12 protein-coding genes and 2 pseudogenes are annotated in these 15590 nt (G+C 67.8%); 7 read left to right on the forward strand and 7 right to left on the reverse strand.

Annotated elements, in window-relative coordinates; all coding sequences use genetic code 11:
- Positions 1-3: 3 nt before the first annotated feature.
- Together CKW46_RS03710 and CKW46_RS03715 are read left to right on the forward strand one after the other, a co-directional pair.
- Positions 4-447: pseudogene (locus CKW46_RS03710) on the forward strand (alkaline phosphatase family protein); the annotation flags it as partial.
- A 153-nt stretch (positions 448-600) separates the two neighbouring features.
- Positions 601-2118, forward strand: coding sequence for a cyclic nucleotide-binding domain-containing protein (locus CKW46_RS03715; RefSeq protein WP_041298639.1), 1518 nt, complete (start codon positions 601-603; stop codon positions 2116-2118).
- A gap of 69 nt (positions 2119-2187) precedes the next feature.
- On the opposite strand, the gene lipJ is transcribed toward CKW46_RS03715, so the two are convergent.
- On the reverse strand, positions 2188-3564 hold the full coding sequence (lipJ, locus tag CKW46_RS03720; protein WP_482052837.1) for a bifunctional lipase/adenylate cyclase LipJ: 1377 nt from the start codon (positions 3562-3564) through the stop codon (positions 2188-2190).
- Between the two features lie 2 nt (positions 3565-3566).
- The gene (locus CKW46_RS03725; RefSeq protein ID WP_482052838.1) at positions 3567-4172 is read right to left on the reverse strand and encodes a TetR/AcrR family transcriptional regulator; all 606 of its coding nucleotides are present in this window, start codon (positions 4170-4172) and stop codon (positions 3567-3569) included.
- Positions 4173-4359: 187 nt separating this feature from the next.
- On the opposite strand from CKW46_RS03725, the gene CKW46_RS03730 reads away from it, so the two are divergent.
- Entirely contained in the window at positions 4360-5310 is a 951-nt protein-coding gene (locus CKW46_RS03730; protein ID WP_015354087.1) for an oxygenase MpaB family protein, read from the forward strand.
- Positions 5311-5330: 20 nt separating this feature from the next.
- Here the strand turns inward: CKW46_RS03730 and rpsR are convergent.
- The 4 genes and pseudogenes from rpsR to rpmB form a co-directional block, all read right to left on the reverse strand.
- Positions 5331-5561: pseudogene (gene rpsR, locus CKW46_RS03735) on the reverse strand (30S ribosomal protein S18).
- A 38-nt stretch (positions 5562-5599) separates the two neighbouring features.
- Positions 5600-5905: a 30S ribosomal protein S14 gene (gene rpsN / locus CKW46_RS03740; protein WP_011742331.1), complete on the reverse strand. Its 306-nt coding sequence runs from the start codon at positions 5903-5905 to the stop codon at positions 5600-5602.
- Complete coding sequence (rpmG, locus tag CKW46_RS03745; protein WP_011742330.1) at positions 5906-6070, reverse strand: 50S ribosomal protein L33; 165 nt, start codon at positions 6068-6070, stop codon at positions 5906-5908.
- A complete protein-coding gene (gene rpmB, locus CKW46_RS03750; protein ID WP_011742329.1) occupies positions 6070-6306 on the reverse strand; it encodes a 50S ribosomal protein L28 in 237 nt (78 codons plus the stop codon). Before rpmB ends, rpmG begins: the two co-directional genes overlap by 1 nt.
- 129 nt (positions 6307-6435) lie before the next feature.
- On the opposite strand from rpmB, the gene mrf reads away from it, so the two are divergent.
- The 4 genes from mrf (at position 6436) to CKW46_RS03770 (ending at position 10551) form a co-directional block, all read left to right on the forward strand.
- On the forward strand, positions 6436-7578 hold the full coding sequence (gene mrf, locus CKW46_RS03755) for a ribosome hibernation factor-recruiting GTPase MRF (RefSeq protein WP_166436203.1): 1143 nt from the start codon (positions 6436-6438) through the stop codon (positions 7576-7578).
- A 42-nt stretch (positions 7579-7620) separates the two neighbouring features.
- Positions 7621-7893, forward strand: coding sequence for a type B 50S ribosomal protein L31 (locus tag CKW46_RS03760; protein ID WP_015354090.1), 273 nt, complete (start codon positions 7621-7623; stop codon positions 7891-7893).
- Between the two features lie 169 nt (positions 7894-8062).
- Positions 8063-8962: an SDR family NAD(P)-dependent oxidoreductase gene (locus tag CKW46_RS03765; protein ID WP_011742326.1), complete on the forward strand. Its 900-nt coding sequence runs from the start codon at positions 8063-8065 to the stop codon at positions 8960-8962.
- Between the two features lie 2 nt (positions 8963-8964).
- Entirely contained in the window at positions 8965-10551 is a 1587-nt protein-coding gene (locus tag CKW46_RS03770; protein WP_012392283.1) for an AMP-binding protein, read from the forward strand.
- Here CKW46_RS03770 and CKW46_RS03775 read toward each other — a convergent pair.
- A complete protein-coding gene (locus CKW46_RS03775; protein WP_482052839.1) occupies positions 10524-15386 on the reverse strand; it encodes a cation-translocating P-type ATPase in 4863 nt (1620 codons plus the stop codon). The genes CKW46_RS03770 and CKW46_RS03775 overlap by 28 nt on opposite strands.
- Positions 15387-15590: the final 204 nt, after the last annotated feature.

Raw genomic sequence — 15590 nt, forward strand, 5'->3', positions numbered from 1 at the left:
TCAACAACGCCGGAGCCCTGCGCGGTGTCCGGCTCCGGCGGCATCCGGGGGCCGATCGGTCTGGGCTATCGCGTGCCGTGCATCGTCATTTCGCCCTATAGCCGTGGGCCGCTGGTGGTCTCCGACACCTTCGACCACACCTCGCAGTTGCGATTGATCGAGACACGGTTCGGGGTGCCGGTGCCCAACCTGACCCCTTGGCGACGCAGTGTCACCGAGGATATGACCTCGGCGTTCAACTTTGCTGTCCCGCCGAACCCATCGCGACTCAAGTTGGATCCTCCGCTGCTCAACGCGCTGCCCAGGCTGCCCCAATGCGTCCCCAACGCGGTATTGGGATCCTTGGGGGGAGCGGCGGTGGCCAACCCGTATCGGGTGCCTTACCCGCAGGTGCCGCCCACGCAGGAGACCACGTCCGCCCGCGGAACGCCCAGCGGTCCCTGCTAACGGCCGAAGGCGTCACCGGCCACCCGGCGGGTTGTTGCGGTAATCGGCGCCCTGGGCACTACCGGCGGGAGTCGTCGCGGTCGGGTGTGTGCCGGCATGGCGGTGCTCCGGATTCGCCGTCGCGGGCCGAAAGTGCGTGCTAACTTACCAAAGGTGACGCAGGTCACTACTTTTCCGCTAGTCGACGCGATCGTGTCGCGTCGGGGTGGCAGCCTGGACGGCGTTGTCGTCATCGCCGCACAGCATCTGCTGGAGACGACGCATGCGATGCTGCGCTCGTTGTTTCGGGTCGGGCTCGACCCCCGCAACGTCGCGGTGATCGGCAAGTGTTACTCGACTCATCTCGGAGTCGCCGATGCCATGCGAGCCGACGGTGTTCACGTCGATGAGTTCAGCGCCGCCTACGCGCCCCACGAATCCTTCGACACCGAGTACACGCGACATGTGGAACGGTTCTTCGCCCAATCCTGGGATCGGCTTGCGGCTGGCCGAGCCGGCCGAGTCGTGCTGCTCGACGACGGTGGCTCGTTGCTGGCCGCCGCTGGTGCCGCACTCGACGGCACGGCCAACATCGTCGGGATCGAGCAGACGTCGGCGGGCTACGCCAAGATCGCCAACTGCGCGCTCGGGTTTCCCGTCGTCAACATCGCCCGCTCGTCGGCCAAGCTCCTCTACGAGTCGCCGATAATCGCGGGCAACGTGACACGATGCGCCTTCGATCGCATCGAGGGCCTCGACCGCGGTGACGCCATCCTGATCACCGGTGCGGGAGCGATCGGCAGCGCGCTGGCCGACCAGCTGCGTCCCCGTCATGAGCGGGTGGATGTGTACGACACCCGCGTGGGCCACCCGGGCCCGATCGATCTGACCCAGGCGATCGGTGACTACGATGTGATCATCGGTGCCACCGGAGCGACCAGCGTGCCCACCGAGTTGCACGATCTACTGCGCCCCGGCGTGGTGTTGATGTCGGCGTCATCGTCTGATCGCGAGTTCTCGGGCGCCGCGTTGCGCCGGCTTGCGATTCCGGATCCCAACTGCCATGCCGACCTGCGCATCGCCGACGGCAAGCTCGATGCGACATTGCTGAACTCGGGATTTCCGGTCAACTTCGACGGCTCGGCAATGTGCGGTGACGAGTCCATGTCGCTGACCATGGCGTTGCTGGCGGCGGCGGTGCTCTACGCGGCCAGCGCGGAAGCCGCCGATATCGACTGCGATCATCCGCATCTCGGGCTGACCGACCAGGGCGACATCGTGCAGTCGTTTCTGAACATCGATGTCCCGCTGCAGGCTCTCGGCAGGCTGCCGTTGCTCTCGGTCGGCGGGTACCGTCGCATCGAGCTGCGGTCCGGCGACATCGTGTTCCGTCAAGGGGAGCCGGCCTCACACTTCTACGTCGTCGAATCCGGTGAACTCGAAGCGTTTGTCGACGGCCAGCTGGTGCTGCGGCTGGTCGCCGGCGATCACTTCGGCGAAATCGCTCTGCTCAGCGGCTGGCGGCGGGCGGCCACGGTGCGGGCGAGCCAGCCCTCAGTGCTGTGGTCGCTGGACGCCGCGGCCTTCAGCGAGGTCCTCAGAGTGGACGCCACGATGCGCGAGCTTGCGCACCAGGCCATTCATTCACGGGTCAGCCGCGTGGTCGGCGCACCCAAGTCATCGCGCGTCTAGCAGACCCGCGGCCCTTTGGCGTCGATCGCCAGCCCGAAGCCCGTCCCCGAACCGCTGCCGATCAGATCTCTACCGCTGGCCCGTGAGGTGCTCCCGGACCAGCGCACAAAGCCGCCATCGGCCCGGCACGCCCTTGAGTTCGTGTTCGCCGCGCTCGGCGAATCTGTGGCTCGAGCCGGTGACGATGTCACGCACCGTCGAGGACACCAGCACCTCACTGGAGCCGGCCAGCGCACAGACCCGGGTACCGATGTGTACGGCCAGGCCGGCGACGTCGGCCCCCCGCACCTCGACCTCGCCGGCATGAATCCCCACCCGGACCTCGATGCCGAGCACCGCGACGGCGTCGACGACGGCGTCCGCGCAGTTGATTGCCGCACTCGGGCTGCTGAACGTCGCGACGAACCCGTCGCCCGCGGTATTGACCTCGCGCCCACCGTACCGCTGGATCTCGTGGCGGACCAGGTTGTCGTGGTTATCGAGCAGGTCGCGCCCGCGCAGGTCACCCACGGTGGCCGCGCGCTGGGTCGAGCCGACGATGTCGGTGAACATGACCGTGGTCAGTACCCGCTCGGTGACGAAGCCGCCCCGGACGCCGGTGATGAACTCCTCGACCTCGTCGAGCAACGCGGCGGTGTCGCCGACCCAATACAAGGAATCGGAACCGGGAAGCTCGACCAAGCGCGACCCGGCAATGTGCTCGGCCAGATAGCGGCCGTGCTCGACCGGAACGAACTTGGTGCCCACCCGATGCAGGATCAGCGTCGGCGCGGTGATGTGGGGCAGCGAGTCGCGCGCATCCGAGGCTTGAACCGCGTTGATGAAGGCGCGCGCCGTGCTGGGCGAGGCCGCCCGGTTTCCGGCCAGATCCCACCAGTCGCGGAACGCGTCGTCATGGGCCACGCTGGGCGCCATGATGCGCAGCACGTCGAACCCCTGCTCGACCGCGTCGGGATCGGTTCCGAGGGTGAGGAATGGTTCGGCGGTGTTGGACCTGATGCCCAGTTCGTAGTCGGGCGCATGCAGTGTCCGCGCGGAGGCGTTGATGAGCACCAGGCTGCGCACCCGCTCGGGATAGTCGGCGGCCAGCACCAGGGCGGTCGTCGCGGTGAACCCGGAGGCAAGAATCGTGGCTTGCTGGCATCCGGCCGTGTCCATCACCGCAATCGCATCCTCGGCCCAGAACCTCGGGCCGAGCGCATCCGGCGACGAAACCCGCGATGACAGGCCGACGCCGCGATGGTCGAACCGGATCAGGCGGGAAAACGACGCCAGACGGCGGTGAAAGCGGTACATCGACGGTTCGGAATCGATGGTGTCGACCGGAATCGAGGCCCCCGGTATGACGAGCAGGTCGATCGGATGATCCCCGATCACCTGGTAGGCGATGTCCAGGTCGCCGCACCTGGCGTAACGAGTCCGGGGAGTTCGGGGCGCCTGCGACACGGCTACAACGTAATGATCGGAATCAGATAGCGGGCGGCGTACTTGCGGACCGCGGCGTCATCCGAGGTATCGAGACGCTCGGTGGGAAACATGATGATGCCAACGGCAACACGCAGCAGGATGTCGGCGATGTTGGCGAGGTCGGCGTCGGGAGCATCGGCGCCGCAGCGCCGCAGCGTGTGGGCGATGCCGTCGGCGAATTGGCCGTTCGGGAAGACGTGGGAGCGGGAAAACATGCCGAATAGCTCCGGCTCGCTTTCGGCTATCCGCGAGTACAGCGGGGAATCCTGGATGAGTCGGACCCCGAGGGTGAACGCCTCGATCACCGCCTCACGCGGGTTGTGGCCGTTGGTGGCCTGGTTCAGGGCGGCGAAGAACAACTCCGCCTCGCGCCGCACGACCCGTTCGAACAGCTCGTCCTTGGTGGGAAAGCGTCGGTTGATGGTGCTGCGGCTGACACCGGCCCGGGTGGCGACGTCTTCGATGTTCGCCCGCCGGACACCGTAGGTCTCGAAAACCGCGCGTGCGGTGTCCAGGATGGTGCGGTCGAGATCGGTGATCGACTCGACTCCGTCGGTGCTGGTCTCGGTGCCCATTTTTGACTGCATGATAGATCGGCTCCGCCTTGCGGATTCCCCCGAATGCCGCGTTTTCCCAGATCACTGCCCCTGATCTGGAGCCTGACGCGGGGCACCGCTCATTTGCGGCCGCCCGCCGCGGTGGCTAGGGTGACACAAAGAGACGAACTTGTATCAGTGGTTCACTAACGACACATGGATTCGTCAAGGAGGGCGGATGGCAACGGAGCTGACCGCGGGCGTGGATTTCGACACCGGTGTCCGGGAGGCCCTACCCATGCCGATCGACCGGCCCGTCGACGACGAGATCGTCGCGCAGCGGCTGGGCCCGACTTCGCTGATCTGGAAATTCTATGGAGACGTGCGTACTCAACTCTTCGGATTCCAGCGCGCGGCCGGCACCGAAAACTGCATCGAACAGCTCGGTCAGGGAGTCCTCGATCATTCGGTGGTCTTCAGCGACACCCTGGGCCGGGCCAAGCGCACCGGACCGCCCTTGATGCGGACCGTGTATTCCGAGGACCCCCATGGGTGGGGTCGCACGGTGCGGGATTTCCACAAGCCGATCAAGGGCACCATCGGTGATGGCTCTCGGTACCACGCGTTGAATCCGGAGTTGTTCTACTGGGCCCACGCCACGTTCGTCGACCAAATCCTCTACAACACCGACACGTTCATCCGGAGGCTGTCCCGCGCGGAAAAGGAGCAGATCTTCGAGGAGAGCAAGATCTGGTACGGCCTTTACGGCGTCAGCGATCGAAGTCAGCCGCAAACCTATGACGAGTTCGTGGCCTACTGGGACGGCATGCTCGACCGGTTCGTCCCGCACAAGACCGTGCTCTACGGGACCGGCTATCTACGCAAAGGGATCCCTGGCCCCCGCAAGCTGCCTGCGCTGATCTGGAGGATCCTGTCTGCGCCCCTGAACGCCTACGCCCGGTTGGTGATTGTCGGAACCCTGCCGCCGCAGATGCGCGAGGTGTGTGACCTCGATTGGAACGCCAAGAAGGAAAGGCGATTTCAGCGTTCCGCCGCCCTCATACGAGGGCTGAATCCGGTGCTGGGGCGGCTGCCGGTCAGGTTGATCTACTTGCCATGGGCGGCGCAGGCGTGGACCCGCTCGGGGGTTGACCCGCGCAGGCTCCACCGCCGCGCCGTCTCGACATAACGGTCGCCGCGAGGACGGCCCTACTGGGGCCGGGAGGCTGGATACGGCAGCAGCGCCATTTCGCGGGCGTTCTTGATCGCGGTGGCGATCTACCGTTGTTGTTGCACGGTGAGACCGGTGACCCGACGAGAGCGGATCTTGCCGCGATCGGAGATGAACGTGCGCAACGGCGAGATGTCCTTGTAGTCGACCTCGCTGACCCCGAGCGAATCCAGCAGGTTCTTCTTGGCGGGTGTTGCCGGGGCTGCGATGGGGCGCCGAGTGCGTCTGGGTTTCTTTTCATCTGCGGCTACCAGCTCGCCTTGCGAACACCCGGTAGCTGACCCGCATGGGCCAACTCGCGCACTCGCACCCGCGACAATCCGAACTTGCGCAGGTGGCCGCGCGGACGGCCGTCGATGGCGTCGCGATTGCGCAGCCGTACCGCACTCGCGTCACGCGGCTGACGGCTCAGGGCGCGTTGTGCGTCGAGCCGCTGCTCGTAGCTGCTGGTGGGAGATTGGATGATCTGCTTGAGTTCAGCGCGCCGCTGGGCGTAGCGCGCGACGATGTCTCGGCGCTTGTTGTTCTTGACGATCTTGGATTTCTTGGCCATTCAGCGTTCCTCCCGGAATGGGACGTGCTTGCGAATCACCGGGTCGTACTTGCTCAGAATGAGCCGGTCGGGGTCGTTGCGGCGGTTCTTGCGGGTGATGTAGGTGTATCCGGTTCCCGCGGTGGAGCGAAGCTTGACTGCCGGGCGAATCTCGTTGCGCGCCATTAGATCTGTTCACCGGCCCGCCGGAGCCGCGCGACCGTGGCCTCGATGCCGTCGCGGTCGATGACCTTGATGCCCTTGGCGCTGACCCGCAGCTTGATGCGACGGTTCTCCGACGGCAGGTAATAGGTCTTGAGCTGAATGTTCGGTGACCACCGTCGTCGGCTCCGGCGGTGCGAATGCGACACCGTATTGCCGAAACTCACCGTGCGACCGGTGACTTGGCATCGTGCGGACATGGGCGCCTCCTCAGTGCACGCTTATTGAAAATCATTTTCGACAACCCCGTGTGACGCACTGTATCGTGAGTCCGGTCTTAATAAAAATCGTTTTCAATAACGATCGGGAGAGCTCGGGAAGGAGTGGTGATGCGGACTCCCGTTGTGCTGGTGGCGGGGCAGGGCGATACCGACGACGTGACCGGCCTACTGCTGCGCCGGCCCGGAACGGTCGTTGTCGAGCATCGGTTTGATGGGCACGTGGTGAGGCGCAACATCATCACCTTTCGCCGCGGAGAACTGAGCACTGCCGAAGAGGCGCTGGAGTTGGCGCATGGATGCGTCTCCTGCACCATTCGCAACGATCTGCTGATTCTGCTGCGCAGGCTGCACCGCCGAGACGGCGTGGACCGGATCGTGGTGCACCTGGCGCTCTGGCTGGAGCCCGAACCCATCTGCTGGGCAATCAATCACGTGCGGGTCCGGGTCGGGCCCGGCTATCCGGACGCTCCGGCCGGCCGCGACGTTCGGATCGGCGCGGTGGTGACGTGTGTGGACTCGGCGAACTGGCTGGCGCAGTCTCTCGGCGACGAGGAACTAGCCGACGGACGGACGTTCGCTCAGGTGACAGTTGGTCAGGCCGAATTCGCCGACGTGCTGGTGCTCAACCGCCCCGACCCGGTCACGCTGGCCGTGTTGCCGCGCCTGGCGCCGCGGGCGAGGATCACCGTCGGGCTCGACCGGGTCGAGTTGGCGCTGGCCAACCTCGACGACTACTCACGCAGGGGGCGCAGCGACCATCCGCACGCTTCGCTGTTGGGCGGGCGGCCTCCGTTGGGCACCGACGGTGGGGTCGGCATCGTGGAGTTCAACGCCCGCCGCCCGTTTCGGCCGGAGCGCCTGCATGACGCCGTCGACCACTTGCTCGATGGCGTGATTCGTACCCGTGGACGCCTGTGGTTGGCCAATCGGCCCGATCAGGTCATGTGGCTCGAATCGGCGGGTGGAGGCCTGCGGGTCGCCTCGGCGGGCAAGTGGCTGGCGGCGATGTCACCCGCCGAGGTGGACCACGCCGACCCGGAGCGACGCCTGTTTGCCGAGCTGATGTGGGAATACCGCTTCGGCGACCGGCACACCGCGATGACGGTTCTGGCCTGCGGCGCCGACCGGGCAGAGATCACCCGGGTGCTGACCGGGGCGCTGCTCACCGACCGGGGGATGGCCCGGCCACAGGATTGGCCGGCCTACGACGACCCGTTCGGCGACTGGCATGAAGACCCGTGCCACGAATGAATCCGGGCAGTTCTCCGGGCACCTCAACAAAGGAGAACTGGAATGAAATCCGACACTCACCCCGACTACCACCCGGTGGTCTTCGAGGACGCGACCACCGGCACCCGCTTTCTCACGCGATCCACCTTGACCAGCTCTCGCAGCATTGACTGGAAGACCCCCTCGGGGGTGCACAACTACCCGTTGGTGGTCGTGGAGGTGTCCGCCGATTCGCATCCGTTCTGGACCGGTACCCGCCGCACGCTCGATACCGCGGGACGCGTCGAGAAGTTTTACCGACGATATGGACGGGCTGATCGGCCCGCAACGGGCTGACCTGCCCGAATCTGGGCGGCTGAGCTGATTGTGGCCGCGGCGGCGCGGCCACGGGTCGCTGGCGGGGACTCGGATGTCGCCAAACCCCCACACCCCGGACCCGCAAATGCCAGAGTGACCATGGGTCACAATAGGCAAAACAGTAGTCCGCAACGGGGGAACCGCTCCTATGAATCTGGCGACGCAGGCCTTAGCGAAGGCCTTCGAACGAGCCAGCAACGGACTGGCGAACCCGGCGACGCTGGCCGATCCCGACCGGCTACGCGGCGCAGTTACGGGCAAGACCGCGTTGGTTACCGGTGCGTCCTACGGGATCGGCGAGGCAACCGCGCGGAAACTGGCCGCCGCCGGAGCCACCGTGCTGATGGTGGCGCGATCAGCGGAGCGCCTTGAGGACCTCGTGTCGGCCATCGCCGCGGGCGGTGGAGCGGCGGTCGCCTACCCGACCGATCTCACCGACGAGGCTGCCGTCGGGGTACTGACCAAGCAAGTCAATCAGAATCACGGACCGCTGGACATCGTGGTCAGCAACGCGGGCAAGTCGTTGCGCCGGTCGCTGCATGACCAATACGACCGTCCGCACGATTTCCAGCGCACCATCGACATCAACTACCTGGGTCCGATTTGGCTGTTGCTCGGATTGCTGCCGGCGATGCGTGAGAGCGGCCGAGGCCATGTGGTGAACGTTTCCAGTGTCGGCGTACGCCTGGTCCCGGGCCCGCAATGGGGCGCCTATCAGGCCTCCAAAGGGGCGTTCGATCGCTGGCTGCGCAGCGTGGCGCCGGAGCTACACGGCGACGGTGTGGACGTGACGTCCGTCTACTTCGCCCTGGTCCGTACCCGGATGATCGAACCGACGCCGATGCTGGGCCGGCTTCCCGGCCTCGAGCCCGATCAGGCCGCCGACGCTGTGGCGAAAGCGATCGTCGAACGGCCTCGCACCAACGAGCCGCCCTGGCTGTGGCCGGCCGAACTGGCCTCGGTATTGCTGGCCGGGCCCGCCGAGCAGGCGGCGCGGGTGTGGCACCGCCGGTTCTTCGCCCCAACCGCCGAGGCAGGAAAGAGCTGACAATGATGGCTGCAGGCGTGGTCACAACCGCGGCGCGGGCGTTACTGGGATCGGGGCTGCTCAGCCCGTCCAGCCCGGCCGCCGCGCTGCGGCTGGTCCGCGAGCTGTACCGGGGCGGTACGAACCTCTACACCCCGCTCGCTATCGCGGCGGCACGGTGGCCGGAGCGGACCGCAATCGTCGACGACGACGGTGCGCTGAGCTACCGCGAGATTCAAACGATGACCGAATCGGTCGCCGGGGAGCTCACCCTTGCCGGCATCGGGCCCGGGCAAGCCGTGGGCGTCATGTGCCGCAATGGCCGCAACTTTGTCGCGGCGGCGTTTGCCGCCGGGTTGGTCGGTGCCGACGTCGTGCTGGTGAACACGGAGTTCCGCGCCACCGCGCTCGCCGCCGCGCTGGAAGCACACCAGATGCGGGTGATGTTGTGCGACGACGAGTTTGTCGACCAGGTGGCCGGAACTGGCGAATCGGTGTTGGTCATCGATCCGAGCACCGTCACCGCCCGGGACTGCGCGCGGCCCAAGGTCGCCCCCTCCGGACGAATCGTGTTGTTGACTTCGGGCACCACCGGGGTCCCGAAGGGGGTGCCGCGCAAGCCCAAGGTGAGTTCTGGGATCGGGGTTAGCGTGACGCTGCTGGAGCGAACCAGGCTGCGTGTCGGTTCGCGAATGACGCTGGCCACGCCCATGTTTCACGGTCTGGGATTTGGCATGCTGGTGCTGACCATCAGCCTGGGCGGAACGGTGCTGACCCGTCGGCACTTTGATGCCGAAGCAACGCTGGCCCAGACATCGCTGCATCGCGCCGACGGTTTGAGCGTGGTTCCGATCATGTTGGCGCGCATCCTCGATCTGCCCGATCAGGTGCGGGCGCGAAATCCGCTGCCGTGCTTGCGGGTGGTGATATCCAGCGGCGATCGACTCGATCCCAGCCTGGCGCGCCGCTTCATGGAGGCCTACGGCGACGTTCTGTACAACCTGTACGGCTCCACCGAAGTGGGCATCGGCGCACTGGCCACACCGGCCGAGCTGCGCGACTGGCCCGAGACGGTGGGCAGACCCGTCGCCGGGTGCCCGGTGCGGATTTTCGACCGGAACGGACGGCCCGTCGGGCCGCGGGTAACCGGGCGGATCTTCGTTGGCGGCGAACTGAATTCCGACGGCTATTCCGGCGGTGGCGGCAAAGCCGTCATCGACGGCATGGCCAGCACCGGAGACATGGGCTATCTCGACGAATCGGGCCGGCTCTACATCGTCGGACGTGAAGACGACATGATCGTCTCCGGCGGCGAGAACGTCTATCCGCGGTCACTGGAGAACGCGCTGGCCAGCCACCCCGACGTTGCCGAGAACGCGGTCATCGGCGTTGCCGACGAGCAGTTCGGCCAACGGCTGGCCGCATTCGTCGTCGCCCGCCCAGGCTGCGACATCGACGCGGACGCGATCCGCGATTACCTCAAGGGCCGGGTGTCGCGGTTCGAACAGCCCAGAGACATCCACCTGGTCAGCAGCATTCCGCGCAATCCGGCCGGCAAGGTGCTGCGCAAACAGCTGGCGAGCTACGCCGAACCCGAAGCCCAGTCCTGATGTTCTAGGGCCACGTCAACGGTCTTGGCCAGCCACTTGGGCGCGAGCACCGAGACCGCGGTTGCCCCGGCGGTGGCACTGAACACCCCGGTCCAGGCAACCGGTCCCAGCGGTGTGCATCCGAAAAAGTGGCTGACCACCGGGGTCTGGATGATGCCGATCAGGACGCCGGCGCTACCGAACGCGGTAGCCAAAACGAGTGGGCTGTGGCTTCGGGTCAGCAGGGTTTGTGCCAGCTGAGTGGTCACAAGCGCGGTCAATCCCATTGTCGCCGTGCGGCGTTCGGTACCCGGGGTCCAGCGGCCGATGGCCCAGGCGGCGGTCGCGCCCGCGGCGGTGACGACGCCCCGGTTGGCGATCTGGCGCATCAGCGGCGCGTCCAGGGAGGGGGTCGGAGCGGTCAGTACCGCCCGCTGGCGCCTGCGCCGTGCCTCCTCGATCTCTTCATCGCTGAGATCGCTGTCGTCCTCGGGATCGTCGTATTGCGACGTGATGGCGACCGCAAGCGCTGGGAACATGTCGGTAAGCAGGTTGACCAGCAGCAGTTGTCGGGTTCCCACCGGGGCGCGCCCGGCACCGAAAGCCGTGCCGATGATGGTGAACAGCACCTCACCCACATTGCCGCCGACGAGGATCGTCACCGCATCGCGCACGCCGGCCCACATGCTGCGGCCTTCGACCAGCGCGTCGAGCAACACACCCAGATCGTCGTCGGTCAAGACGATGTCGGCGGCGCCCCTGGCGGCCGACGAACCGCGACCGCTCACTCCGATGCCGACGTCGGCCATCCGGATGGCGGCGGCATCATTGGCGCCGTCGCCGACCATCGCGGTCACCCGTCCACAACGCTGCAGCGCGGCCACGATCTGAACCTTCTGCTCCGGGCTCACCCGGGCGAACACCTGCACGTCGGCGGCGAGTTTGGCGCACGCGTCCTCATCGAGACCGATCAGTTCGGCTCCGGTGACCACCCGGACATCCTCGGGCAAGCCGAGCTGGCGGGCGATTGCCCGCGCGGTGATGGGATGGTCGCCGGTGATCAGCACCACGTTGCGCTGCGCATCCACCAGCGCCTCGATCAATGGTCGCGCCGACGGGCGCGCGGTGTCGGCCAGGCCGACATAGCCGAGCAATTCCAGGTCGTGGGCCGCCGCATCGACTGCGTCGGCGTCGGTGTCGTCATCGTCGGCCGTGTCATGTTCCCAGGGGCGCTTGGCGACCGCCAGTACCCGCAACCCGCGTTCGGCGAGGCTGTGCACCAAGGCTTCCGCATGTTCGAGGTCGGCGTCGGGGTCCGCGAACCGGCAGCGGGGCAGGATCGTCTCGGGGGCGCCCTTGAGCATGAGTGTCGGATGGCCGTTGCTGGTCCCGGTCGTGCCTATCGAGGCGGCGTAGCCGCGGCTGGATTCGAATGGGACTTCGGCGATCACGGTCCAGGCCGAATCATCCAGGCCTTCCAGAGAATTCGCCGCGACGATGATTGCCTCATCGGTCGCGTGGGCGTGCCCCTGTCCATCGTGGGGCTGGGTGGTGGCCCGGGCGGCGGCCCGCAGCACCTCGGTGGAGCGGGGGTCGGCGCTGTCGATGAACGGATCCAGCGGACTGGTCGAGCTGGGAATGGCGCACACGACACGCAGCCGGTTCTCGGTGAGCGTGCCGGTCTTGTCGAAACACACGGTGTCGACGCGGCCCAGCGCCTCGATGGTGCGCGGCGCGCGCACCAGCGCTCCGTGCGCGGTCAAGCGCTGTGCGGCGGCCAGCTGCGAGAGGGTGGCCACCAGCGGCAGCCCCTCCGGCACGGCGGCGACCGCGATGGCAACGCCGTCGGCCACCGCTTGACGCAGCGTGGCACGCCGCATCAGGGCCAAGACGCTGACCGAGGCGCCACCGGCCAAGGTGAGGGGGAGCACCTTGCTGGTCAGCTCGCGCAGCCGGGCCTGCACCCCGGCCGAGGTCTCGACGTCGGCGACCGCCGAGATCGCCCGATGCGCCGCGGTGCCGGCGCCGGTGGCCACCACGATGGCCCGCGCCCCCCCGGCCACGATGGTGCTGCCCTCGAACAGCATGCTGGCCCGGTCGGCATCGTTGACGGCGACGGGGTCGACCTGCTTGTCCACCGGCAGCGACTCACCGGTCAGTAGCGACTCGTCGACTTCGAGGTCCTCGGCCACCAGGAGCCGAGCGTCGGCGGGTACCACCTCCGGGGCGGCCAGGTCGATGACATCACCAACGCGCAGCGACTTGGCCGATACGGTGGCGGTGCGGGTGGTATGCCGGGCGGCCTCCAGCCGGCGCCGCGTGGTCGCGACCGCCGGCACGACGACCCGGCGCACCATTTGGTCTTGTTCGGCGAACAGCTCCGCCGCGGCCGCCTCGGCGCGCAGCCGCTGCACCCCACCGGTGATCGCGTTGACCGTCATCACGCTGGCCACCAGCAGCGCGTCCACGTTGCTGCCGACGATCGCCGAGGCCGCGGCGCCCACCGCCAGGATCGGAGTCAGCGGGTCGGCGAGCTCATGCCGCGTCGCCGCCGCCAGCTGGGCCAGCGTGTGTGCCGGGCCACGCAGCGGGGAGACCAGCGGTTCATAGGAGAGGTCGTCCAGGAGACGACGCCAGGTCGGCGTTCCAGGGTCCACGGCCATGGGGCGTGCACCACCGGCCAGTCGCGCATAGACGATCTCGGGGTCCAGGGCGTGCCAGGCGGTCAGCGGTTGGGGCGTGGGATCGGGGAGCCGCAGCACGGTGGCGGCCGACCAGCTTCCCGATAGCAGGGCAGTGGCGGCGGCGGTGTTGACCGGGTTGAGCCAGCGCCGGAAGCTGGCGGGGTTGGTGGTTCTGGCCTGCTCGCCGGTGACCAGCAGCAGCCCCGCCAATGTGGTGCCGCCCTGGGCGAGGTGCACCGACGACACGCTGGAGGCGCGGGCCACCGGAATCGCGGACAGAATCCGGACCGCCGCGGCGAGGTCGGTACCGGTAATGATGTCGGCAGTCCACGGGGTCGCCGCGCGCGGATCGTCCAGGGCGACCCCGATGTCGGCGATCGCCAGCGCGGCCAACGTATCGGTCGAGGCGAAATCGCGGTGCAGCGCGGTGATCAGCAAGACGGGTCCGCGATCGGTGCGCAGCTCACGCACCAGGTTCAGCAGCGGCGTGCCGGGCGGATGGGTGGATCCGACACTAGCGGACAGGTCTTCGGTGCCGGCGACATGGCGTAGCACGACCCGGGCGCCGGTCCGATGCGCCGTCTGCAGCAGCGGGATCGCATAGGGGTCGACCTCCCACCCCACGTCGACGTTGCCTACCGTCTGGCCATCGACCACCAGATCGGCGTGTTCGAGCCCCTGGGCGGGTGTGGCCGAGGGACCGCGCAGCGGAACCCAGCGCAGCCGCGCGCCGGTCGCCGGCAGCTCGTCGGGGTCGGGTTCGGGAGCCTCTTCACCGTGCAGCAGCGCGTCGGCGACCTCGTAGACCCGGTCGTCATCCCAGCCGGGTTCGTCGCCCTGGGCGCGGAGGACGGCGCGGTGGTCACCGCGCAGCGCGGCGCCGTCGATGACGACCACCTGCACCCGATCCAGCCGGCGCAGCGCGCCGGGGTCAAGCACCAATTGACCTTCGCTGGCGAGCCCGCGGCCCAGGACCGCCGCGAACGCTTGCCGGCCCATGTGCGCCGCCCGTGGCACGCCGGCCAAGATGGCGCCGGCCGCGTCCTCGGTGCCGCCGCCGGCCACCAGCGCACTCGCCGCGGCGATCAACGCGCCGTTGGCCGCGGAATTGACGTAGCTCTCCACCGGGCCGGCCATCGACCCCTTCGCCGTGTCGATGGCGGCATCGATGGACCCGCCGACCATGACGTGTGATGCCTCGCCGGCAGCGGCCGCCGCCCAGCTGTGCCGGGGTTCCTGCGCTTGCACGCCGGCCGACGAGATGACCGGAACCACCGGTGCTTGCGGCCGCCCGGGGGAGGCCAGCGCGGGTTCGCGGTCTCGCCATACCCGCCGGTGTGCCGTCGCCTCCGAGATCTGCAGGCCACGCTGCACCAGATCCAGCAGCGGGGTGCCGACCGCCTGGGTCAGCCCGTTGGCGGCGGCGGTCGTGGCGGCCAGCGCAATGTCGGTACCCACCCGGCCCAGCCGGGATTCCAGCAGCGACACCATGCGTGGCTGGTGATTGACCAGGGCGGCGGCGGCGCGGGTGGTCTGCGGTGCGGCGGGCAGCCGGATCACCCAGCCGGTCACCGCGGCACCCAGGGCGGCCAGATCCAGCGCCGCGGCGGTGAGTGGGACCAGCACCGCCAACGGGTTGCCCGGGTCGGCGAAGGGCGCCGAGTTGGGCGAAGATAGCGATCCGGACAGGAAGATGTCGGCGGCCACGGTGGCGGCGGTGTCGCACACTTCGTCGAGCACGGTGTCGCTGTCGGCGCCGTCCTCGAGCTCGACCACCAGCCGACCCAACGCCCCCTCGACGTGCGCCTTGGCCACACCCGGGATGCGGCGGACCGGCTCCTCGACCACCGCCGCTTGCTCATGCCAGCGCGGGAATGGCAGCAACGGATCCAGGTCGAAATGCACCCGGCGACCGCTGTGCCAGCGCAGCGGCGGAGTGACGCCGTCCGGGGCCCCGTCGGCAGCACCGTTTCGCCCGATCGCCCGGTTGGTCGTCTGGGCCACCGATTGCACTACCGGACCTGCCAGCTCCACCACTGGGCTGGCTAGCGTCTGCAAAACACCGGCAGCATCGGCGGCAGTCTGCACGCCGGCCCGCACCACCTGTGCCGCTCCGCCGGTCACCCCAGCGACCAGATTGGCCACTGGGTTGACCACACCCGGAATCTTCATGCGCCACCCTTCAATAACGTGTACCGCGCCAATCCTCCTGGCGTCTTACCAACCTGTCCACACGGACCCCCGGGTGTGTGGGCCTCTGGTGAGGCGCCCGCGCATCGATCCCCGTGGGTCCGGTGCCACCACCTTGGGGGCGGCGGGAGCCGATGGAACCGACCCGGTGTTCGCTTCGGCCCGCCTGGCACTCCGGATCAATAG

The organism is Mycobacterium liflandii, assembly GCF_022354805.1.
Lineage (GTDB): Bacteria > Actinomycetota > Actinomycetes > Mycobacteriales > Mycobacteriaceae > Mycobacterium > Mycobacterium marinum.

Excerpts from the sequence above, each read along its gene's own strand:
- mrf (WP_166436203.1), top strand. The coding sequence starts at position 6,436 with ATGCGGACTCCCGTTGTGCTGGTGGCGGGGCAGGGCGATACCGACGAC.
- rpmB (WP_011742329.1), bottom strand. The coding sequence starts at position 6,306 with ATGTCCGCACGATGCCAAGTCACCGGTCGCACGGTGAGTTTCGGCAAT.
- rpmG (WP_011742330.1), bottom strand. The coding sequence starts at position 6,070 with ATGGCGCGCAACGAGATTCGCCCGGCAGTCAAGCTTCGCTCCACCGCG.
- CKW46_RS03730 (WP_015354087.1), top strand. The coding sequence starts at position 4,360 with ATGGCAACGGAGCTGACCGCGGGCGTGGATTTCGACACCGGTGTCCGG.
- CKW46_RS03775 (WP_482052839.1), bottom strand. The coding sequence starts at position 15,386 with ATGAAGATTCCGGGTGTGGTCAACCCAGTGGCCAATCTGGTCGCTGGG.
- CKW46_RS03760 (WP_015354090.1), top strand. The coding sequence starts at position 7,621 with ATGAAATCCGACACTCACCCCGACTACCACCCGGTGGTCTTCGAGGAC.
- CKW46_RS03770 (WP_012392283.1), top strand. The coding sequence starts at position 8,965 with ATGATGGCTGCAGGCGTGGTCACAACCGCGGCGCGGGCGTTACTGGGA.
- CKW46_RS03725 (WP_482052838.1), bottom strand. The coding sequence starts at position 4,172 with ATGCAGTCAAAAATGGGCACCGAGACCAGCACCGACGGAGTCGAGTCG.
- rpsN (WP_011742331.1), bottom strand. The coding sequence starts at position 5,905 with ATGGCCAAGAAATCCAAGATCGTCAAGAACAACAAGCGCCGAGACATC.
- CKW46_RS03765 (WP_011742326.1), top strand. The coding sequence starts at position 8,063 with ATGAATCTGGCGACGCAGGCCTTAGCGAAGGCCTTCGAACGAGCCAGC.